The sequence below is a fragment of the Actinoplanes sp. NPDC023714 genome (assembly GCF_040639855.1).
GTDB lineage: Bacteria > Actinomycetota > Actinomycetes > Mycobacteriales > Micromonosporaceae > Actinoplanes.
Window position 1 is genome coordinate 61,909 of the sequence record NZ_JBFAAR010000008.1, and the last position, 18,051, is coordinate 79,959.

Below are 18,051 nucleotides of genomic sequence, written 5' to 3' on the forward strand. Positions count from 1 at the left end.
AGCGCCCGAGGTCACCGGCGGGTACCCCCAAGATCCATTCGGGCGGGCGATAGCGTGGTCCGGTGACTACTCCGCTCGACCCGGCCGCTGTCATCGCGGAATTCATCGACGCGGTGTCCCCGTACAACCCGCACCCGGACGCCGCGCCGGTCGCCGTCGTCGGCGTGCGGACCGCGCTCGGCGAAGACGTCTTCACGCTGAGTGATCACGTGGTGCGCGCTCTGTGCCGGGCCCTGGTGTCCTATCGCGACCCCGAGGACCGGGGCAACTGCTCGGCCTGTGGCGGACGCCATCTCGACGAGAACCTGCACTGCTGCGACTGCGGCCAGTTGCACGGCATCCTGGGCCAGGTGATCGCGGAACACGCCCGCCGGGTCGCGACCGAGAACGACAGCTCCCAGTGAGCCCAGGTCACGACGTGGTGACGCGAGTTGTGGTCACAGCCCGCGTGGTACACGATTTGCGGGTCACCTATGCGTCGAGTGGGGAATCGGAATGACGGAGCGGTCGCTCGCGCCCTCGCGGTACGCGGCGAACCAGCTGGAACGGTTGCGGATCCTGCTCGTCGAGGACGACGAGGGCGACGCCTTCCTCGTTCGTGAGCTGCTGACCGAGGCGGACGCCCCCTTCGAGCTGACCGTCGCCAGCACCCTGCGCGAGGCCCGGGAGCGGCTGACCGGCATCGAGTGCATCCTGCTCGACCTGGGCCTGCCCGACGCCGAGGGCATCGACGGCCTGCGCAAGCTGCTCGCCGTGGCCGAGGGCGCCGCCGTCTGTGTGCTGACCGGCCGCTCCGACGAGCACCTCGGCATGCAGGCGGTCGCCGAGGGCGCCCAGGACTACCTGGTCAAGGGCCAGGTCGACGGCGTGCTGCTGGTGCGTTCGCTGCGCTACGCGGTCGAGCGCAAGCGGGCCGACGAGAATGCCCGCCGGCTGCGCGAGGTGGAGCTGCTCCAGGCCGAGTCGGCCCGTCTCGAGCGGGGCCTGCTGCCGCAGCCGCTCATGCAGACCGCCGAGGTCGGCGTCGAGACGTTCTACCGGTCCGGCCGCGCGCTGGGCCTGCTCGGCGGCGACTTCTTCGACGTGGTGCAGATCGGCGACGACCGGCTGCACGTGATCGTCGGCGACGTCTGCGGGCACGGCGTGGACGAGGCGGCCCTCGGCGTCGAGCTCCGGGTCGCGTGGCGGGCGCTGGTGCTCGCCGGTGTCCCCGAGGACCAGGTGCTGCCGTCGCTGGAGCAGGTGCTGATGAGCGAGCGGCGGGCCCGGGAGGTGTTCGCCACGGTCGCGGCCGCGGTCATCGACCTGCCGGCCAACCGCGCGACGGTCCGGCTCGCCGGTCATCCGCCGCCCGTGGTGCTCTCCGGTGGCCGCGCCCGGCCGGTGGCGGCGCGTACCGGAATCGTGCTCGGGGTACGTCCCACCCCGACGCCCGCGACCGAGTTGGAGTTCCCCGGCGATGACTGGTCCCTGCTGATGTACACCGACGGCCTCATCGAGGGGCACACCGGCGGTGCCGGCACCGAGCGGCTCGACGTCGACGGTCTGTGCAAGCTGCTGGACGAGCCGGCCGCCCGCGAGGTGCCGCTGGCCGGGCTGCCGCCGTGGCTGGTGGCCCGTGCCGACCAGGACAACGGCGGCCCGCTCACCGACGACGTCGCCATGCTGCTGATCTCCCGGGGAGGTGGACGGTGAACCTGTTCCACGCGCGCAGCTGGACGCTGCGCCAGAGGATCATCGCGCTCTGCGTGGCGGTCGGTGTCGTGCTCGGCGGGCTCGGCGTCTTCGCGGCGATCACCGCGGCCGCGAACAACCGGCAGGTCGACGACGTGCTCAACCGGGCGAGCCCGATGCGGGCCGCCGGCGAGACGCTCAACACCGCCCTGGTCGACCAGGAGACCGGCGTCCGCGGCTACGCGATCACCGGCGACGCCCGGAACCTCGAGCCGTACGAGACCGGCCTCGAGGACCAGAGGCGGCAGGTCGCCCGGATCGAGTCGCTGCTGCGGCCGGAGGACGACGAGATCCGCGACGCGCTCGCGGCGGTCGAGACCCGGACCGCGACCTGGCGTGCCGACGTGGCCGACCCGATCATCCAGGCCGTCCGGCAGCAGGGTCCGGAGGCCGCGCAGGCCATGGTCGAGGCCTCGGACACCGCCGAGTTCGACGCGGTGCGCGCGGCCGTCGCCGAGATGCAGTCGCGCATCCAGGTGCTGCGGGCCGCCTCGGCGGACGCGGCCCGCGACTCCAGCCGCACCATGGTCGCCATCGAGATCGCGGCCGCCGTGATCATCGTGCTGACCGGCGCGTTCCTGCTCTACCTGCTGGACCGGGTGGTGACCCGGCCGATCACCGACCTGGCCGCCCAGGTCCGCCAGGTCGCGGCCGGCGACTACGACCGGCACATCGAGAGCCGGCAGGGCTCGTCCGACCTGGTGGCGCTCGCCGCCGACGTCGACCGGATGCGCCGGCAGATCGCCAGCGAGCTCGCCGAGGTCCGCGACGCGCGCGGCCACGTCGAGTGGGTGAATCAGCAGCTCAAGACGCAGGCCGACGAGCTGACCCGGTCGAACCGCGACCTCGAGCAGTTCGCCTACGTGGCCTCGCACGACCTCCAGGAGCCGCTGCGCAAGGTGGCCAGCTTCTGCCAGCTGCTCCAGCGGCGGTACGCCGGCCAGATGGACGAGCGCGCCGATCAATACATCGCGTTCGCTGTCGACGGCGCGCAGCGCATGCAGCGCCTCATCAACGACCTGCTCGCGTTCTCCCGGATCGGCCGGCTCACCGCGGGCTTCACCGAGGTCGACCTCAACAAGGTCCTCGGCGACGTGAAGTCGCAGCTCGACGCGCGGGCCGGCGACAACGCCGAGATCACCTGGCCGGCAATGCCCACAGTGGAGGGTGAGGAGCCGCTGCTCACCACGCTCTTCATGAACCTGATCGGCAACTCGCTGAAGTTCGCCCGCCCGGACGTCCCGCCGGTCGTGACGATCACGGTGGAGCGGGACGGCGGCGAATGGCAGATCAACGTCCGGGACAACGGGATCGGCATCGAGGCCGAATTCGCCGACAAGGTCTTCGTGATCTTCCAGCGGCTGCACTCGCGGGACGCGTACGAGGGCACCGGCATCGGACTGGCGATCGTCAAGAAGATCGTCGAATACCATGGCGGTCGGGTCTGGCTGGACACCGCCGTGCCGGAGGGCGCGTCGATCCACTTCACGCTGCCGGTGCTGCCCGGTACGGAGGACCCCGAGACGCAGACCGAGGAGCGAGAGGTGGTGGGAGCATGAGCATGGAGCGGGAGAGCGGTACTCCGATCGAGGTGCTGCTGGTCGAGGACGATCCGGGTGACGTCCTGATGACCCAGGAGGCGTTCGAGGAGCACAAGGTCCGCAACAAGCTCACCGTGGTGTCGGACGGCTCGGAGGCGCTCGCCTACCTCCGCCGCGAGGGACAGTACGAAGGCGCCGTGCGCCCGGACCTGATCCTGCTCGACCTCAACCTCCCGAAGCGGGACGGCCGCGAGGTGCTCGAGGAGATCAAGAAGGACGACGATCTGGGCCGGATCCCGGTCGTCGTGCTGACCACCTCCTCGGCCGACGAGGACATCCTGCGCAGCTACCAGCTGCACGCGAACGCCTACGTGACCAAGCCGGTCGACTTCGAGCGGTTCATCGCCGTGATCCGCCAGATCGACGAGTTCTTCGTCAGCGTCGTGAAGTTGCCGCCGCGTGCTTGATCAGGTCGCCGAGCTCATCCGCGAGGTCGCGCAGACCGTCGTCCTCCCGCGCTGGAAGCACCTGGCCGAGGGCGAGGTGTCCCAGAAGGCGCCGGGCGACCTGGTCACCATCGCCGACCAGGAGTCCGAGCGCGCGCTGACCCGGGGGCTCACCGCGCTGCTGCCCGGCTCGCTCGTCGTCGGCGAGGAGGCGGTCGCGGCCGACCCGGCGATCCGGGACCGGCTCGGGTCGGGCGGCGCCGTGTGGATCGTCGACCCGGTCGACGGGACGAACAACTTCGCCGCCGGCCGGTCGCCGTTCTGCGTCATGGTCGCGCTGGTCCGCGACGGTGAGCCGCAGGCCGCCTGGATCCTCGACGTGGTCGGCGACCACCTCACGGTCGCCGAGGCGGGCTCGGGCGCCTACCGGGACGGGGTGCGGGTGAAGACCCGGACCGACGACCCGGGTGCGGCCGCGCTGCACGGCGTGATCTCCCACAAGTATTTCCCGGACGACCTGCGGGAGCTGGTCCGGGCGAACGCCGAGGGGCTGGGCGGCCACACGCCGGGGCGGCACTGCGCCGGGTACGAGTACCCGGCCGTCGCCACCGACGAGCAGCAGTTCGCGATGTTCTGGCGGATCCTGCCCTGGGACCACGTGCCCGGCTCGCTGATCGTCAAGGAGGCCGGCGGCACCGTGCGCCACTGGGACGGCTCGCCGTACCGGCCGACGAACCGCAAGCGGGGGCTGCTGGTCGCCGCGAACGACGAGATCTGGGCGACCGTCCAGGGCACCCTGTTCCCGGACGGGGCCCCGGAGACGCCGGAGGGGTAGCGCGCGCGTGTCCACGTACCTTGATCGGCTCTTCGGTCTGAGCGGGCGCACCGCGGTCGTGACCGGCGGCAGCAGCGGGATCGGCAGGGAGATCGCCCTGGCTCTCGGCCGTTCCGGCGCGCGCGTCGTGCTGGTGGCCCGGCGCCCGGCGCCGATGGCCGAGGTCGTCGCCGAGCTGCGGGAACACGGTGCGGAAGCCGGCGCGATCTCGGCGGACCTCGGCGTGCGGGAGGCCGTCAGGGCCGCTGCGGCCGAGGTCGTGGAGGGGTACGGCGAACCCGACATCCTGGTGAACTCCGCCGCCGTGAATCTGCGCCCCCCGATGCCGGACCTGACCGAGGACGTCTGGGATCTGACGCTGGAGGCCAACCTCACCGCGCCGTTCCTGCTCGGCCAGCGGTTCGCGCCGGCGATGGCGGAACGCGGCTGGGGCCGGATCATCAACGTCGTCTCGCAGCAGGCGTTCCGCGCCTACGGCAACAGCGGGGCCTACGGCGCCGCGAAGGCCGGGCTGGTCGGGCTCACCCGGTCGCAGGCCGAGGCGTGGTCGGCCGACGGCGTCTGCTGCAACGCGATCGCGCCCGGCGTCGTGCACACCCCGCTCACCGAACCGGTCTTCGCGGATCCCTCGAAAGTGGCGGCGCACGCGGCCCGCACGATGATCGGCCGCAACGGCCTGCCCACGGATTTCGGCGGATGTGCCGTCTTCCTGGCCAGCGAAGCGGCACAGGCCGTGACGGGCCAGACACTGTTCGTCGACGGTGGATACTCGGCAACCTGATCGATCTCCCGAACTCCAGGTCGGGCACGGTAAAGTACCGGCGCTCACCGACTTGGAGGTATCCGTGCCGGCCAGACTCCCGCGCCGATGCGCCGCCCTGCTGGCTCTGCTCGTCGCCGCCGTCGCGATGATCCTGGCGGTGCCGTCGGCCGCCCTGGCCGAGCCGGACAGCGAGGGCGGCAGCAAGAAGCTGCGCACCGCGCTGGAGACCGCCGCCAAGGGGTACGACACCGCGAAGACGAAGCTGGCCTCCTCCAAGAAGCGGCAGAAGCAGCTCGGCACCAGGCTCAAGGAGTCCGAGGCGGCCGCGAAGGCGATGACCGAGCAGGTCAACGAGCTGGCGAACCGGTCGTACCAGATGGGCCGGGTCAGCACCGTGAGCATGCTGCTGAACAGCAGCTCGCCTGATGGCTTCATGGAGCGGATCCAGAGCCTCGACATGCTCGCCCAGGTCGACAGCGGCATGCTCGCCGACTACCGCGACGAGGTCGAGACGGCCAAGCGGGCCAAGGTCGCGCTGGACGCCGAGATCAAGGAGCAGAAGAAGCAGGTCGACCTGATGGCCCGCAAGAAGAAGCAGGCCGAGCTCGCCCTCGCCGAGGTCGGCGGCGGATCGGCCGGCGGATTCCTCGACCCGGACTCCCCGGCGGCCAAGCCGGCGCCGCGCAACTCGGACGGCTCCTGGCCCAAGGAGTCCTGCACGGTCAAGGACCCGACCTCCTCGGGCTGCCTCACGCCGCGGACCCTGCACGCCTACCAGGAGTCCCGCGCCGACGGCTTCAAGCGCTACACGGTCTGCTACAGCTCCCGCGCCTCCGGCGAGCACCCGAAGGGCCGGGCCTGCGACCTCTCGTCGAACGCCAGCACGTTCAAGAACGCCGCGGCGACCGGCGGGGACAAGGCGTACGGCGACCGGCTCGCCGCGTACTTCGTGAAGAACGCGTCGGAACTCGGTGTGATGTACGTCATCTGGTACCGGCAGATCTGGATGCCGAGCACCGGCTGGCGGGCGTACAGCGCGAGCGGCGGACCGGCCGCCGTGCACACCAATCACGTGCACGTCTCGATGCTCTGAGGTTGCCGTTTCGGACCCTCTCGGTCACGGAGCGAAAGTACGGCGATAGCGTTCCGATGAGGTACGGGCCGAACCCGTGACCGCAGACTGGAGCCGTATGGACCACCACCGGTGGATGAGCCGCGCCGTCGACCTGGCGCACCGCTGTCCCCGCTCCGAGACCGCCTTCGCGGTCGGGGCGGTCATCGTCGACGAGCACGGCCGGGAGATCGCGTCCGGGTACTCCCGGGACTGCTCGGACCGCGTGCATGCCGAGGAGTCCGCCCTGAGCAGGGCCGCCGGTGACGGCCGGCTGTCCGGCGCGACCATCTACAGCACCCTGGAGCCGTGCTCGGAGCGGGCCAGCCGGCCGCACGCCACCTGCACCAGCCTGATCATCGCGTCCAGGGTCCCGCGCGTCGTGATCGCCTGGCGGGAGCCGGACATCTTCGTGCACTGCGAGGGCGTGTCGCTGCTGCGCGCCGCCGGCATCGAGGTGGTGGAGCTCTACGAGTACGCGCTGCGCGCCCAGGAGCCGAACCTGCACCTCGGCGTGTTGGCGGGGCGGCACTAAGGATCTTCGCAGCCGGCGCCGGTAGCATCCGCGCGGTGGAGAACCCGCCGCGCGCCCTGCCCTCCGCTCTCGCCTCCGCCCTGGCCTTCGGGTCCAGCGGCGCCGTCCTCGTCCTGGAGATCGTCGCGCTGCGGCTGGTCGGCCCGTACGTCGGCGTGACCCTCCAGGTCAGCAGCTCGGTGATCGGGGTGGCGCTCGCCGCGATCGCCTACGGCGCCTGGCTCGGCGGCCGGCTCGCCGACCGGTTCGACCCGCGTGCTCTGCTGGCTCCCGCGCTGATCCTCGGCGCGATCGGCACGGCGATCACGCTGCCGCTGGTCCGCTGGGGTGGCGAGCTGCTCCGCGGCGGCGCGGCCCCGGCCGTGCTGCTGCTCGCCGCGCTCGCCATCTTCCTGCCCGCGTTCGTGCTCTCCACGATCGCGCCGATGGTGGTGAAGCTCCAGCTCGGCGACCTGCGGCAGGCCGGCAGCGTGGTCGGCCGGCTCTCCAGCATCGGCACCCTCGGCGCGATCACCGCGACGCTGGTGACCGGGTTCATCTTCGTGGCGGCGATGCCGAGCAGCGCGATCGTGCTGAGCCTCGCCGTGCTGCTCGGGGTGAGCGGCCTGGCGCTCGGCTGGTGGCTGCGCCGGGACATGCCGGGGTCGCCCCGGGCCCGGGCCGCCCTGGCCGCGGTCGGCCTGGTCGGGGCCGGGCTCGGCGCGGTGACGCCGACCCCGTGCGACGTGGAGACCGCGTACCACTGCGCCCGGGTGCAGGCCGACCCCTCGAGGCCGGGCGGGCAGACGCTGATCCTCAACTCGGCCCGCCACTCGTACGTCGACCTGAACGACCCGCGGTACCTGGAGTTCGAGTACGTCCAGTGGATCGGCGCGGTCGCCGACGTGCTGCCGTCCGGCCCGGTCGACGCCCTGCACCTCGGCGGCGGCGGGTTCACGGTGCCCACCTACCTCCGGGACACCCGGCCCGGCAGCGATCAGCTGGTGCTGGAGCTGGACGGCGGCCTGGTCGACCTCGACAAGGAGAAGCTGGGCCTGGTCACCGGCCCCGACCTGCGGGTCCGGGTCGGCGACGCCCGGGTGGGGCTGGCCGCGCAGGCCACCGGCGGCTACGACCTGGTGGTCGGCGACGCGTTCGGGCATCTGGTGGTGCCCTGGCACCTGGCGACCGTGGAGATGGCCGACGATGTGGCGCGGGTGCTGCGTACGGATGGCATCTATGCGCAGAACGTGATCGACTATCCGCCGAACCGGTTCATCCGGGCCGAGGTGGCGACCGTGGCGGCGGCGTTCCCGCACGTCGCGCTGATCGCCCCGCCGGACGCGATCGCCGGCGAGACCGGCTCGAACTTCGTGATCCTCGCGTCGAAGAGCCCGCTGCCGCTGGACGCGATCCGCCCGGGACTGAGCGGGGTCTCCCTGCTGGCCGGCCCCGAGCTGGACGACTTCGTCGATGACGCCCGGGTCCTGACCGACGACTACGCGCCGGTGGATCAGCTCCTGGCCGGTTGAGCCCGGCTTTCCTGGTTGCGGCACCGCGGGCTCGGCGCTCGGGCGAGAATCGGCGCATGGTGCGAACGGAGCGAAACGGGCAGGGCGGATCGCTCCGCATCGCCGGGCGGTACCGTCTCGTCGAGAAGCTCGGCACCGGCGGGATGTCGGTGGTCTGGCGCGGGTACGACGAGACGCTCGGCCGCGACGTCGCCGTGAAGGTGCTGTCGCCGAAGCTGGCCGAGGACCGGACGTTCCGCGACCGGCTGCGGCAGGAGGCGTTCGCCGCGGCCCGGCTCTGCCACCCGCACATCACCGGGATCCACGACTTCGGCGAGGCGCGGATCACCTTCGGCGAGGAGCTGACCGTCCCGTTCGTGGTGATGGAGCTGAACGACGGCGAGTCCCTCGGCGCGCGGATCGGGCGGCAGGGCTCGCTCGACTGGCGGGAGGCCGTGACCGTCGCGGCCGAGGTCGCGTCCGCGCTGGCCACCGCCCACGCGCGGGGCGTCGTGCACCGCGACGTGACCCCGGCCAACGTGATGCTCACCGGGGCCGGCGCGAAGGTCGTCGACTTCGGGATCTCCGCGGTCGTCGGGCAGCGCGACGCCGCCCCGGACGGCAGCCTGCTCGGCACGCCCGCGTACCTGGCGCCGGAACGTCTCGGCGGCGCGTCCGTCTCGCCGGCCACCGACGTGTACGCCCTCGGCCTGCTGCTCTACCGGGCGCTGACCGGCCGGATGCCGTGGCCCGCCGAGAACACCGCCGAGGCGCTGCGCGCGCACCTCTACTCCGATCCGGAACCCGTCCCCGACCTGCCCGGCATGCCCGGCGGCGTGGCCGCCATGTGCCTGCGCTGCCTCGCCAAGAACCCGGCCGACCGGCCGGCCGCCGCCGACGTGGCCCGGGCCCTCGCCGCCACGGTCGGCCTGCGCCCGATCATCCCGCCGCTGCGTACCGGGGAGGGGCCGATCGTGCCGGCCGCCCGCGGGGTGGTGCCGATCTCCGCCGCGCGGCGGCCCGGGAGCTTCGCCACGATGAAGCTGCGCGCCGGGCTGAAGGTGCGGGCGGCGCTGCGGATCGGCGGCGTGCGGCCCCTCGGCGGCGGTCTCTTCGTGGGCGGCCTCTTCCCCGGGCGGCGCCTGCGCGACAGATCTGCCGGCCGGCCCCGGAACCGGATGCCGGCGATCGCGGCGCTCGCCACCGTGGTGATGCTCGGGTCGACGGCACTGAGCTGGTCGGCCCGTGAGGAGTCCCGGGACGCCGGCGGCACGCACACCGCCGCTGCCGGGGCGGCGGGCGCAGCGGTCGGCGGGGCCACCGGGTCGAGCACGCCGAAGGGCCGGTGCGCGGTGACCTATCACGTCCGCCGCGACTCCGGCGCCGACTTCGAGGCGAGGCTCACCGTGGTCACGACCGCGGCCGCCGACGTGCGCTGGCGGGTCGAGTTCCGCTATCCCGGCACGCAGCGGCTCACCCCGGCGTCGAAGGCGATCAGCCAGCAGGGCCGCCGGGTCGTCGTGAACGGCAAGGGCCGGTCGAAGACGGTCCTGCTGCACGGCGGCTACCGCGACCGGAATCCGCTGCCGCTGGCGTTCGCCGTGGACGGGCTGCCGTGCCGGGCCGAGGTGCTGGGCAGCGTCAACCCGGGAACCGTGAAGAACAACTCGGTGAGCGCACCCTCCGGGACCGCGGGCGAGCCCGGCGCTCCGGCGAAGGCCGGCAAGCGCAAGCGGGTGCCGCCGCGGCGGGGCCCGGAGGTACGGAGACCGCCCGCGCCGCAGGGTCGTACGCCGGCGCCCGCGGCCAAGCGGGGAGCGGGCTTCTCCCTGGCCCTGTGATCTCGGAGTTAGGGTCGTGGCATGACACGACTCGCAGTGGTCACCGGCGGCGGAACCGGCATCGGCAAGGCGACGGCGGGCATGCTCGCCGGCGAGGGCTTCGACGTCATCGTCGTGGGGCGGCGCGCCGACGTGCTCGCCGACGCGGTGAAGTGGATCGGACCGCAGGCCACCGCGGTCACCGCCGACGTGTCCGACCCCGCCCAGGTGCCGCGGGTGGTCGAGGCGGTCGGTGACCGGGACCTCGACGTGCTGGTGAACAACGCCGGGGCGTACATCTCGCACGACGAACAGACCCTCGAGGGCGTCGCCGAGCGGTGGCGGGCGAACCTCGACTCGAACGTGCTCACCGCGGTCCTCACCACCACGGCGCTGCTGCCCCGGCTGCGTCGTCCGGGCGGCAAGATCATCGTGACCAGCTCGATCGCGGCCCAGCGCGGCGGTGGCGGGCCCTACTCGGCGGCCAAGGCGGCCCTGCACGGCTACGCGCTCGACCTCGCCACCAGCCTCGGCGGCGACGGCATCACGGCCAACGTGATCTCCCCGGGATACGTGACGGACAGCGAGTTCTTCCTCGGCCGGATGACCCCGGAGGGTCATGAGGCGCGGGTGAACGCCACGCTGGTGAAGCGCGCCGGCGAGCCGGCCGACATCGCCGAGGCGGTCCGGTGGCTGGTCGGCCCGGGCGGCAGCTTCGTGACCGGTCAGATCATCAACGTGAACGGCGGCTCGGTCCTGGGGCGCTGATCGCGATCACTCCGCGCCGCCGGTGAACGGGCCCTCGCCCGGCTCGTTCGTCCGGAAGCGCAGCGCCGACCACCGCTCGTCGATCGCCACCTGCCCGCACGGCCGCATGTCGTAGTCGGCCACGATCGGCCACAGCGAGTCCCGGTTGATGTCGGCCTGGTTCCCCTTCGGGTACGCGATCCAGAACGCACCGGGCTTGTCCAGGTCACCGCGATGCTCGGCGAGCTGCTGCCGGACGCCGTCGGCGCTCTCCGCGAAGAGCACCGCGGTGCCGGCGGTGGCGAGCACGGCGGTCTCCCGGACACCCTCGGGCATCGGCGTGAGCAGCGGCAGCCGCGCCGGCTCGTTCAGCCACACGGTGGAGTTCGACTTGATCATCAGCTTCTCGGCGATCGTCTTCGTCATGCCTCCGAGATTTCCACCCCGGCGGCCCTCCCTCATCGCTTTCCCCGTTTCCCCAACCGGCCCGCCCGGCTGTGGATAACTCCGGTCCGGGCCCGCGGCCCTGGTAGACATGCCGGGTGACCGAAGTGATGCAGGACCGGGCCGCCGTCCGTGACCGTGCCGAGGCGATCCTCCGCCGCCTGGCCGGGGAGCACGCGAGGCTGCGCGAGGACCAGTGGCGGGCGATCGAGGCGCTGACCGTCGACCACCGGCGGGTCCTCTGCGTGCAGCGGACCGGCTGGGGCAAGTCCGCTGTCTACTTCGTGGCCACGGCGCTGCTGCGTGAGCAGCAGCGGACCGGCCCCACCGTCATCGTCTCCCCGCTGCTGGCGCTGATGCGCAACCAGGTCGAGGCGGCGGCCCGGGCCGGCATCCGCGCCCGCACGATCAACTCCGCCAACCTCGACGAGTGGTCGCTGATCGAGGCCGAGGTGCGGGCCGGCGAGGTGGACGTCCTGCTGATCAGCCCGGAGCGGCTCAACAACCCGGACTTCCGCGACAACGTCCTGCCCGGTCTCGCCTCCAGCACCGGCCTGCTGGTCGTGGACGAGGCGCACTGCGTCTCCGACTGGGGCCACGACTTCCGGCCCGACTACCGGCGTCTGCGCACCTTCCTGGCCGGTCTGCCGTCGCACACCCCGGTGCTGGCGACCACCGCGACGGCGAACGCCCGGGTCACCGCCGACGTCGCCGACCAGCTCGGCGAGGGCGACACGCTGGTGCTGCGCGGCCCGCTCGACCGGGATTCGCTGCGGCTCGCCGTCCTCGAACTGGACGACCCGGCGCACCGGCTGGCCTGGCTCGCCGACCACCTCGAGCGGCTGCCCGGTTCCGGCATCGTCTACACGCTCACCGTCGCGGCCGCGACCGAGACGGCCGAGTTCCTGCGGACGCGTGGGTTCGCCGTGGCGTCGTACACGGGTCAGGTCGAGGACGCCGAGCGCCGCGCGGCCGAGCAGGACCTGCTCGACAACAAGATCAAGGCGCTGGTCGCGACGTCGGCGCTCGGGATGGGCTTCGACAAGCCCGACCTCGGGTTCGTGGTGCACCTCGGGGCGCCGCCGTCGCCGATCGCGTACTACCAGCAGGTCGGCCGGGCCGGTCGCGCCGTCGAGCACGCCGAGGTGGTGCTGCTGCCGGGCCCGGAGGACGCCGCGATCTGGCGGTACTTCGCGTCCCTCGCGTTCCCGCCGGAAGACCAGGTGCGGGCCGTGCTCGCCCAGCTGTCGCCGGACCGGCCGATCTCCACCCAGGCCCTCGAACCCCTCGTCGACCTGCGTCGCAACCGCCTCGAGCTGATGTTGAAGGTGCTCGACGTGGACGGCGCGGTGCGTCGCACGCGCGGCGGCTGGCTCGCGACGGGAGAGCCGTGGACCTACGACGGCGTCCGGTTGCGCCGCGTCGCCGAGGCACGCTCCCAGGAGCAGAAGAGCATGATTTCGTACGCGGGGACGACCGCGTGCCGGATGGAGTTCCTCCGCCGTTGCCTCGACGACCCGGAAGCGGCGCCGTGCGGCCGCTGTGACAACTGCGCCGGTCCACTCTTCGACACCGAGATCTCCTCGGCCGCGATGGCGGCGGCCGACGCGTTCCTGGGCCGGCCGGGCGCCGAGATCGCGCCGAAGAAGATGTGGCCGACCGGCCTGGCCGCGGTGGGCGTCGGCCTGAAGGGGAAGATCCCGCCGGCCGAGCAGATCGAGCCGGGCCGGGCCGTCGGCCGCCTCTCCGACCTGGGCTGGGGGAGCAGGCTGCGGGGTGTGGCCGGCCCGGAGTCCGCCGACGCGCCGATCCCGGACGATCTGGCGGCCGCCGTGGTCGAGGTGCTGAAGTCGTGGGCGCACGGCGACGACGCCTGGAGACAGCGCCCGGCCGCCGTCGTGGCGGTCCCCTCCCAGCGTCATCCACAACTTGTCCACAGCCTGGCCGAGCACATCGCGACCGTCGGCCGGTTGCCCTTTCTCGGCACTCTCACCACGGACCACGCGGGGGAGACCTCGGCGCGGGGGAACAGCGCCCAGCGAGTGCGCGCGCTGCACGACGCCTTCGCCGTCCCCGCAGGCCTGGCCGCCGAGCTGGCCGGGGGCGCGGCCGGGGGCCCGGTGCTGCTCGTCGACGACCTGGTCGACTCCGGCTGGACGATGACCCTGGCCGGCCGAGCCCTGCGCCGCGCCGGCGCCGAGGCGGTCCTGCCCCTGGCCCTGGCCGTCGCCGGATGACCCCGCGCGGCGTCCCGGCTCGGCGCGGCGTCCCGGCCTGGCGCGGTGCGGGTCCGGCGCGCTACGACGCGCCGGACTCGAGGTGGCCGAGGATGGCGGCCCGGGTCGGGCGTCGGTCGATCTCCATGAACCGCTGGGCTCCGGCGAGCGGTTCGAAGCCGGAGCGGCGGTACACCTCGTGCGCGTCCCGGGTGGCGAGCAGGAACCGCAGGATGCCCCGCTCGGACAGGCTCTCCACGATCGAGTCGACGAGCCAGGTGCCGAGGCCGTGGCCCCGGTGCGCCGGGTCGACGAAGACGTCGCAGATCCACGCGAACGTCGCCCCGTCGGTCACCACCCGGGCGAACCCGACCTGCTCGCCGCCGTCGGCCAGGACGATCGAGAACGGCAGCGACCCCTCGATCGAGCGGGCCACCACGTCGTGCGCGCGGCCGGCCGCCCAGTACGACTCCTCGGAGAGCCACCGGTGCACCCGGTCCAGGTCGACGCGTTCCCGGTCCTCGGTGAGGACGTACTGCCCGTTCCTGCGATCCGTCACGATTCGGAATCTACCGACCGCCGCGGAACCGGCCGGGGAGGCATCGATACGGGTGGGGGGTATAGTCACGGTATGTCCGGCATGCCGGCGCTGACACGAAGGGATCGATCATGGCGGTGACCAGCACCTACCAGGTGACGGGCATGACCTGCTCGCACTGCGTCCAGGCCGTGACCAAGGAGATCTCGGCACTGCCCGGCGTCGCCGACGTCCAGGTGGATCTCGCCGCGGGCGCCGTGACCGTCACGAGTGAGGCACCTCTCACCGACGACGCGGTCCGCGAGGCGGTCGACGAGGCCGGCTACGAGCTCGCGGATGCCTGACCCCGGGCCGCGGACCAGCCCCGACCGGACCAGCCCCGACCGGACCGGCCCCGACCGGACCGGCCCCGACGACCGGACGACGACCGACGCCGACGATGAGCTGGTCCTCGGGTCGATGGGGTCGTCCCCCTCGGTGCCGCAGAACGCGGGGTTCCGGTTCGCCGCGATCGGGGCGCTGCTCATCGTCGTGCTCTTCGCCGGATACGGCTTGGGCCGCCTCAACAACGGCACCGCAGCCGATCCCGCAGCCGGCGCCACTCAGCCCGGTCAAGGCGCCCAGGCCGGTGCGCCGGCGCCGTCGGCATCGGTCTTCGACGAGAGTCAGCCGCACGTGCACGGCACGGCGAACCCGGTTCCGGGCGCGGCCACGGCCGGCGCCGACGTCGGCGGCCTCTCGCTCAGCTCGCAGGGCCTCACGCTGACCCCGGTCGAGACCACGTTCCAGGCCGGTCGCGCGCAGAAGCTCGAGTTCACCGTGCACGGCCCCGGTGGCGCGCCGGTGACCACCTACGCCGTCGTGCACGACAAGCCGCTGCACCTCATCGTGATCCGCCGCGACCTCACCGGCTTCCAGCACCTGCACCCCGAGATGGCGCCGGACGGCACCTGGAGCATCGACCTCACGCTCGCCGAACCGGGCAGCTACCGGATGATCGCCGACTTCACGGCGCTCGTCGGTGGCGCGCAGCTCGCCACCACTCTGGGTAGCGACCTGACGGTCGCCGGCGACTACGCTCCGGTCACTCTTCCCGCTCCGGCGCGCGCTACGAGCGCGGAGAGCTACCAGGTTGCGTACGAGGGGACGCCCGGCACCGCGTCGACGCAGCCGCTGCTCATGACCGTCACCGACGCCGCGGGGAAGCCGGTCGCGGTCGAGCCGTACCTCGGCGCGTTCGGGCATCTCGTCGTGCTGCGGCAGAACGACCTGGCCTACGTCCACGTGCACCCGGAGAACCAGCTGGTCGACGGCAAGGTCAAGTTCTGGCTCTCCGCGCCGAGCGCCGGCACGTACCGGATGTTCTTCGACTTCCAGGTCGCCGGGAAGGTCTCCACGGCGGCCTGGACGGTCGTCGTCAGCTAGCCAGCATCTTCGCGAGGGCCGGGTCGACACCCCACTGCGCGGTCAGGTCGGCGTATTCCGTCCGCTGCTCGGCGGTCGGCTCGGCGCCGGTGCGGCGGGACCGCAGCAGCAGGTTGCGCGGGGTGTGCGCCGAGTCGATGAACTCGACGACGTCGACCCGGTACCCGTGCAACCGCAGCAGAGCGGCGCGCAGCGAATCCGTCAGCACGTCGGCGAACCGCTCGCGCAGGATCGCGTGACGCGTCGTCTCCCCGTACGGGAAGGGGGTCTTGACGTTCTTGAGCTGCGCGGCGATGTCGTGGTGGCAGCAGGGCGCCGCGAGGACCCACTTCGCCTCCCACCGGACCGCGCGGGCCAGCGCCTGGTCGGTCGCGGTGTCGCAGGCGTGCAGGGCGAGGACGAGGTCGGGCGTGAAGGGCAGCGCCGCCTCCTCGATGGTGCCGGCCACGAAGCTCACGTCGGCGGCACAGCCGAGCCGCTCCGCGACGGCGGTGTTGCGTACCCTCTGGTCCTCACGGACATCGACCCCCACGACCTGGACCTGCGCGCCGCGCCCGGCCAGATATCGGTAGGCGGCGAACGTGAGATAGGCGTTTCCGCAGCCCAGGTCCACGACGCGCAGCGGCGACGGCAGCTCGTCGGGCAGCGTCGCGGCGAGCGCGCGGAGGAACGCGTCGATCTGCCGGCGCTTCGCGGCGTTGCCACCGATCACCTCGAAGAGCGGGTCGCCCGGATCGAGCAGCCACTGCTTCGCCCGGTCGTGCGCCTGCGGCCCGGCCGTCGCGGCCACCGTGGCCGCGGCCCGGTGGACCTGGGCGTCGCCCTTCTTCGTGATCCGGACCTGCACTGTCGACGTCTCGGTCTCCACGTGCCAGTTCCCGAACGGCTCGGCGAGCAGCTCGTCGAACGCGGCGGCCGCCTCGGCGCCCGGGTCGACGTTGCGGGTGAACGGCCGCGAACCGTCATCGGTGACGATCTGTAGTTTCCGCCCGGACTTGAGGGTCACCGGCCGCACCTGCGCCCTGGACACCGAGGGTGCATGCCCCCGGCGCCGTCCGGCCGCGACGGCCCGGGTCAGGCCCGGAGCGAGCAACAGCTCCCGGACCTCGGCGAGTGCTTGATCGAGCGGTTCTGGCATGTCTTCCATTCTGCCCGGGTGCGGATCGGCCACTCGGCGGCTGTGGCGGGTGGCACGGCGCGATTAAGTTGATCAGCGGTGGAGGGAGGTGCTGCCCGGTGTCGTTGTCGTCCATCTCCGGCCGCCTGCTCTCCGACCGCCTCCGCGAGGTGACCCGGGAGGGGCGGGCCGTCGCGCAGCGCAGCCGGTACGTCGAGGGGCTCGCCGGCGGCCGGCTGCCGCTGGCCGCGTACGCGGAGCTGGCCGCGCAGCACTGGTTCGTCTACGAGTCGCTGGAGCCGGCCGCCGCCGCGATGAGCGACGACCCGGTGGCCCGGCACTTCGTCCACCCGGAGCTGTTCCGGCTCCCGGCCCTCGAAGCCGACCTGCGGTTCCTCTACGGCGCCCGCTGGCAGAGCCGGATCTCCGCGCTGGCGGCGACGACGACGTACTGCACCCGGATCCGCTCGGCGGCCTACGACCGGGCCACCGGCTACGTGGCGCACCACTGCACGCGCTACCTCGGCGACCTCTCCGGCGGCCAGTGGCTGGGCCGGAAGCTGGTCGAGGCGTACGGGCTGCGGCGCGACGGATACCGGTTCTTCGTCTTCGAGGGGGTCGACCCGCCGCTGTTCCGGGCCCGGTACCGCGACCGCCTGAACGCGGCGCCGTGGACGCCGGCCGAGCAGAACGCCTTCCTCGACGAGGTGGTGGCGGCCTACCGGCTCAACATCGGCCTGCTGGCCGAGCTCGAGGACCGGTGGCGCTGAGCGGTCCTCGAAGCGCGTTCTCGATGCGGGATCGGCCGGGTGGCTCCCGGAGTGCTTCGGGAGCCCTTCGATGCGGCTCGGAGCACGGGACCATCCGTGGTCCCGTGCAGCGACGATGGATCAGGCCTCGGCCGCGCCGACCCCGGCCTCGGAGCCACCGGTCATGCCGGCCTCGGCAGTGACGCCGGCTTCCGCGGCCGGACGGCGGCGGCGACGGCGGCGAGGAGCGGCGTCCTCGGAAGCGCCGCCGGCGGCCTCCGCGGCGGGCGCGGCTTCGGAAGCGCCGTCGGTGGCCTTCACGGCGGAAGCGCCGTCGGTGGCCTTCACGGCGGGCGCGGCGTCGGAAGCGAGCGTGGCCTTCGCGGCGGCAGCGCGCCGGGGAGCGCGCTTGGCCTTCGTGGCGGGCGCGGCCTGGGCAGCGACGGCGGTCACCTCGGCGGTCGCGGCCTCGGAGGCGGATGCGGCCTTGGACGCGGTCGCGGCCCCGGAATCGGTCGCGGCGGTCGCGGCCCCGGAATC

Annotated in this window: 18 protein-coding genes; 15 read left to right on the plus strand and 3 right to left on the minus strand. The window is 72.9% G+C overall.

Annotated elements, in window-relative coordinates; genetic code table 11:
* Positions 1-62 precede the first annotated feature (62 nt).
* The 11 genes from AB0G10_RS30210 (at position 63) to AB0G10_RS30260 (ending at position 11,043) form a co-directional block, all read left to right on the plus strand.
* The gene (locus AB0G10_RS30210) at positions 63-404 is read left to right on the plus strand and encodes a hypothetical protein (RefSeq protein WP_360929170.1); all 342 of its coding nucleotides are present in this window, start codon (positions 63-65) and stop codon (positions 402-404) included.
* A 91-nt stretch (positions 405-495) separates the two neighbouring features.
* Positions 496-1,695: a fused response regulator/phosphatase gene (locus AB0G10_RS30215; RefSeq protein ID WP_360929173.1), complete on the plus strand. Its 1,200-nt coding sequence runs from the start codon at positions 496-498 to the stop codon at positions 1,693-1,695.
* Entirely contained in the window at positions 1,692-3,293 is a 1,602-nt protein-coding gene (locus AB0G10_RS30220) for a CHASE3 domain-containing protein (RefSeq protein WP_360929176.1), read from the plus strand. Before AB0G10_RS30215 ends, AB0G10_RS30220 begins: the two co-directional genes overlap by 4 nt.
* The gene (locus AB0G10_RS30225) at positions 3,290-3,742 is read left to right on the plus strand and encodes a response regulator (RefSeq protein ID WP_360929179.1); all 453 of its coding nucleotides are present in this window, start codon (positions 3,290-3,292) and stop codon (positions 3,740-3,742) included. Before AB0G10_RS30220 ends, AB0G10_RS30225 begins: the two co-directional genes overlap by 4 nt.
* Positions 3,735-4,556 carry an inositol monophosphatase family protein gene (locus AB0G10_RS30230; protein ID WP_360929182.1) on the plus strand — a complete coding sequence of 274 codons (822 nt, stop codon included), beginning with the start codon at positions 3,735-3,737 and terminating at the stop codon, positions 4,554-4,556. The genes AB0G10_RS30225 and AB0G10_RS30230 overlap by 8 nt, the downstream gene beginning before the upstream one ends.
* Before the next feature lie 7 nt (positions 4,557-4,563).
* Positions 4,564-5,337, plus strand: a complete 774-nt coding sequence (locus AB0G10_RS30235; protein WP_360929185.1) for an SDR family oxidoreductase — start codon at positions 4,564-4,566, stop codon at positions 5,335-5,337.
* A gap of 100 nt (positions 5,338-5,437) precedes the next feature.
* Positions 5,438-6,412 (plus strand): hypothetical protein, encoded by a 975-nt coding sequence (locus AB0G10_RS30240; RefSeq protein ID WP_360929998.1) that lies wholly within the window; start codon positions 5,438-5,440, stop codon positions 6,410-6,412.
* A gap of 97 nt (positions 6,413-6,509) precedes the next feature.
* Positions 6,510-6,965 carry a deaminase gene (locus AB0G10_RS30245; RefSeq protein WP_360929188.1) on the plus strand — a complete coding sequence of 152 codons (456 nt, stop codon included), beginning with the start codon at positions 6,510-6,512 and terminating at the stop codon, positions 6,963-6,965.
* 35 nt (positions 6,966-7,000) lie between these two features.
* Positions 7,001-8,476: a fused MFS/spermidine synthase gene (locus AB0G10_RS30250; protein WP_360929192.1), complete on the plus strand. Its 1,476-nt coding sequence runs from the start codon at positions 7,001-7,003 to the stop codon at positions 8,474-8,476.
* Between the two features lie 56 nt (positions 8,477-8,532).
* Positions 8,533-10,296, plus strand: coding sequence for a serine/threonine-protein kinase (locus AB0G10_RS30255; RefSeq protein WP_360929195.1), 1,764 nt, complete (start codon positions 8,533-8,535; stop codon positions 10,294-10,296).
* A 21-nt stretch (positions 10,297-10,317) separates the two neighbouring features.
* A complete protein-coding gene (locus AB0G10_RS30260; protein WP_360929198.1) occupies positions 10,318-11,043 on the plus strand; it encodes an SDR family oxidoreductase in 726 nt (241 codons plus the stop codon).
* A gap of 6 nt (positions 11,044-11,049) precedes the next feature.
* Here AB0G10_RS30260 and AB0G10_RS30265 read toward each other — a convergent pair whose 3' ends face one another.
* Complete coding sequence (locus tag AB0G10_RS30265) at positions 11,050-11,448, minus strand: hypothetical protein (RefSeq protein WP_360929201.1); 399 nt, start codon at positions 11,446-11,448, stop codon at positions 11,050-11,052.
* Between the two features lie 125 nt (positions 11,449-11,573).
* On the opposite strand from AB0G10_RS30265, the gene AB0G10_RS30270 reads away from it, so the two are divergent.
* Complete coding sequence (locus tag AB0G10_RS30270; RefSeq protein ID WP_360930001.1) at positions 11,574-13,703, plus strand: RecQ family ATP-dependent DNA helicase; 2,130 nt, start codon at positions 11,574-11,576, stop codon at positions 13,701-13,703.
* Between the two features lie 61 nt (positions 13,704-13,764).
* On the opposite strand, the gene AB0G10_RS30275 is transcribed toward AB0G10_RS30270, so the two are convergent.
* Entirely contained in the window at positions 13,765-14,244 is a 480-nt protein-coding gene (locus AB0G10_RS30275) for a GNAT family N-acetyltransferase (RefSeq protein WP_360930004.1), read from the minus strand.
* Between the two features lie 107 nt (positions 14,245-14,351).
* Here AB0G10_RS30275 and AB0G10_RS30280 point away from each other — a divergent pair, with 107 nt between their 5' ends.
* Both AB0G10_RS30280 and AB0G10_RS30285 read left to right on the plus strand, forming a co-directional pair.
* A complete protein-coding gene (locus AB0G10_RS30280; protein ID WP_360929204.1) occupies positions 14,352-14,564 on the plus strand; it encodes a cation transporter in 213 nt (70 codons plus the stop codon).
* A complete protein-coding gene (locus tag AB0G10_RS30285; RefSeq protein WP_360929206.1) occupies positions 14,557-15,645 on the plus strand; it encodes a hypothetical protein in 1,089 nt (362 codons plus the stop codon). Before AB0G10_RS30280 ends, AB0G10_RS30285 begins: the two co-directional genes overlap by 8 nt.
* On the opposite strand, the gene AB0G10_RS30290 is transcribed toward AB0G10_RS30285, so the two are convergent.
* Positions 15,638-16,783: an SAM-dependent methyltransferase gene (locus tag AB0G10_RS30290; RefSeq protein ID WP_360929209.1), complete on the minus strand. Its 1,146-nt coding sequence runs from the start codon at positions 16,781-16,783 to the stop codon at positions 15,638-15,640. The two genes, AB0G10_RS30285 and AB0G10_RS30290, sit on opposite strands and share 8 nt — an antisense overlap.
* A 98-nt stretch (positions 16,784-16,881) precedes the next feature.
* Here AB0G10_RS30290 and AB0G10_RS30295 point away from each other — a divergent pair, with 98 nt between their 5' ends.
* The gene (locus tag AB0G10_RS30295) at positions 16,882-17,532 is read left to right on the plus strand and encodes a biliverdin-producing heme oxygenase (RefSeq protein WP_360929212.1); all 651 of its coding nucleotides are present in this window, start codon (positions 16,882-16,884) and stop codon (positions 17,530-17,532) included.
* The last annotated feature ends 519 nt before the right edge of the window (positions 17,533-18,051 follow it).

Coding starts and splice junctions, on each gene's coding strand:
- AB0G10_RS30280 (WP_360929204.1), top strand. CDS start 14,352: ATGGCGGTGACCAGCACCTACCAGGTGACGGGCATGACCTGCTCGCAC.
- AB0G10_RS30245 (WP_360929188.1), top strand. CDS start 6,510: ATGGACCACCACCGGTGGATGAGCCGCGCCGTCGACCTGGCGCACCGC.
- AB0G10_RS30225 (WP_360929179.1), top strand. CDS start 3,290: ATGAGCATGGAGCGGGAGAGCGGTACTCCGATCGAGGTGCTGCTGGTC.
- AB0G10_RS30285 (WP_360929206.1), top strand. CDS start 14,557: ATGCCTGACCCCGGGCCGCGGACCAGCCCCGACCGGACCAGCCCCGAC.
- AB0G10_RS30255 (WP_360929195.1), top strand. CDS start 8,533: ATGGTGCGAACGGAGCGAAACGGGCAGGGCGGATCGCTCCGCATCGCC.
- AB0G10_RS30290 (WP_360929209.1), bottom strand. CDS start 16,783: ATGCCAGAACCGCTCGATCAAGCACTCGCCGAGGTCCGGGAGCTGTTG.
- AB0G10_RS30215 (WP_360929173.1), top strand. CDS start 496: ATGACGGAGCGGTCGCTCGCGCCCTCGCGGTACGCGGCGAACCAGCTG.
- AB0G10_RS30260 (WP_360929198.1), top strand. CDS start 10,318: ATGACACGACTCGCAGTGGTCACCGGCGGCGGAACCGGCATCGGCAAG.
- AB0G10_RS30265 (WP_360929201.1), bottom strand. CDS start 11,448: ATGACGAAGACGATCGCCGAGAAGCTGATGATCAAGTCGAACTCCACC.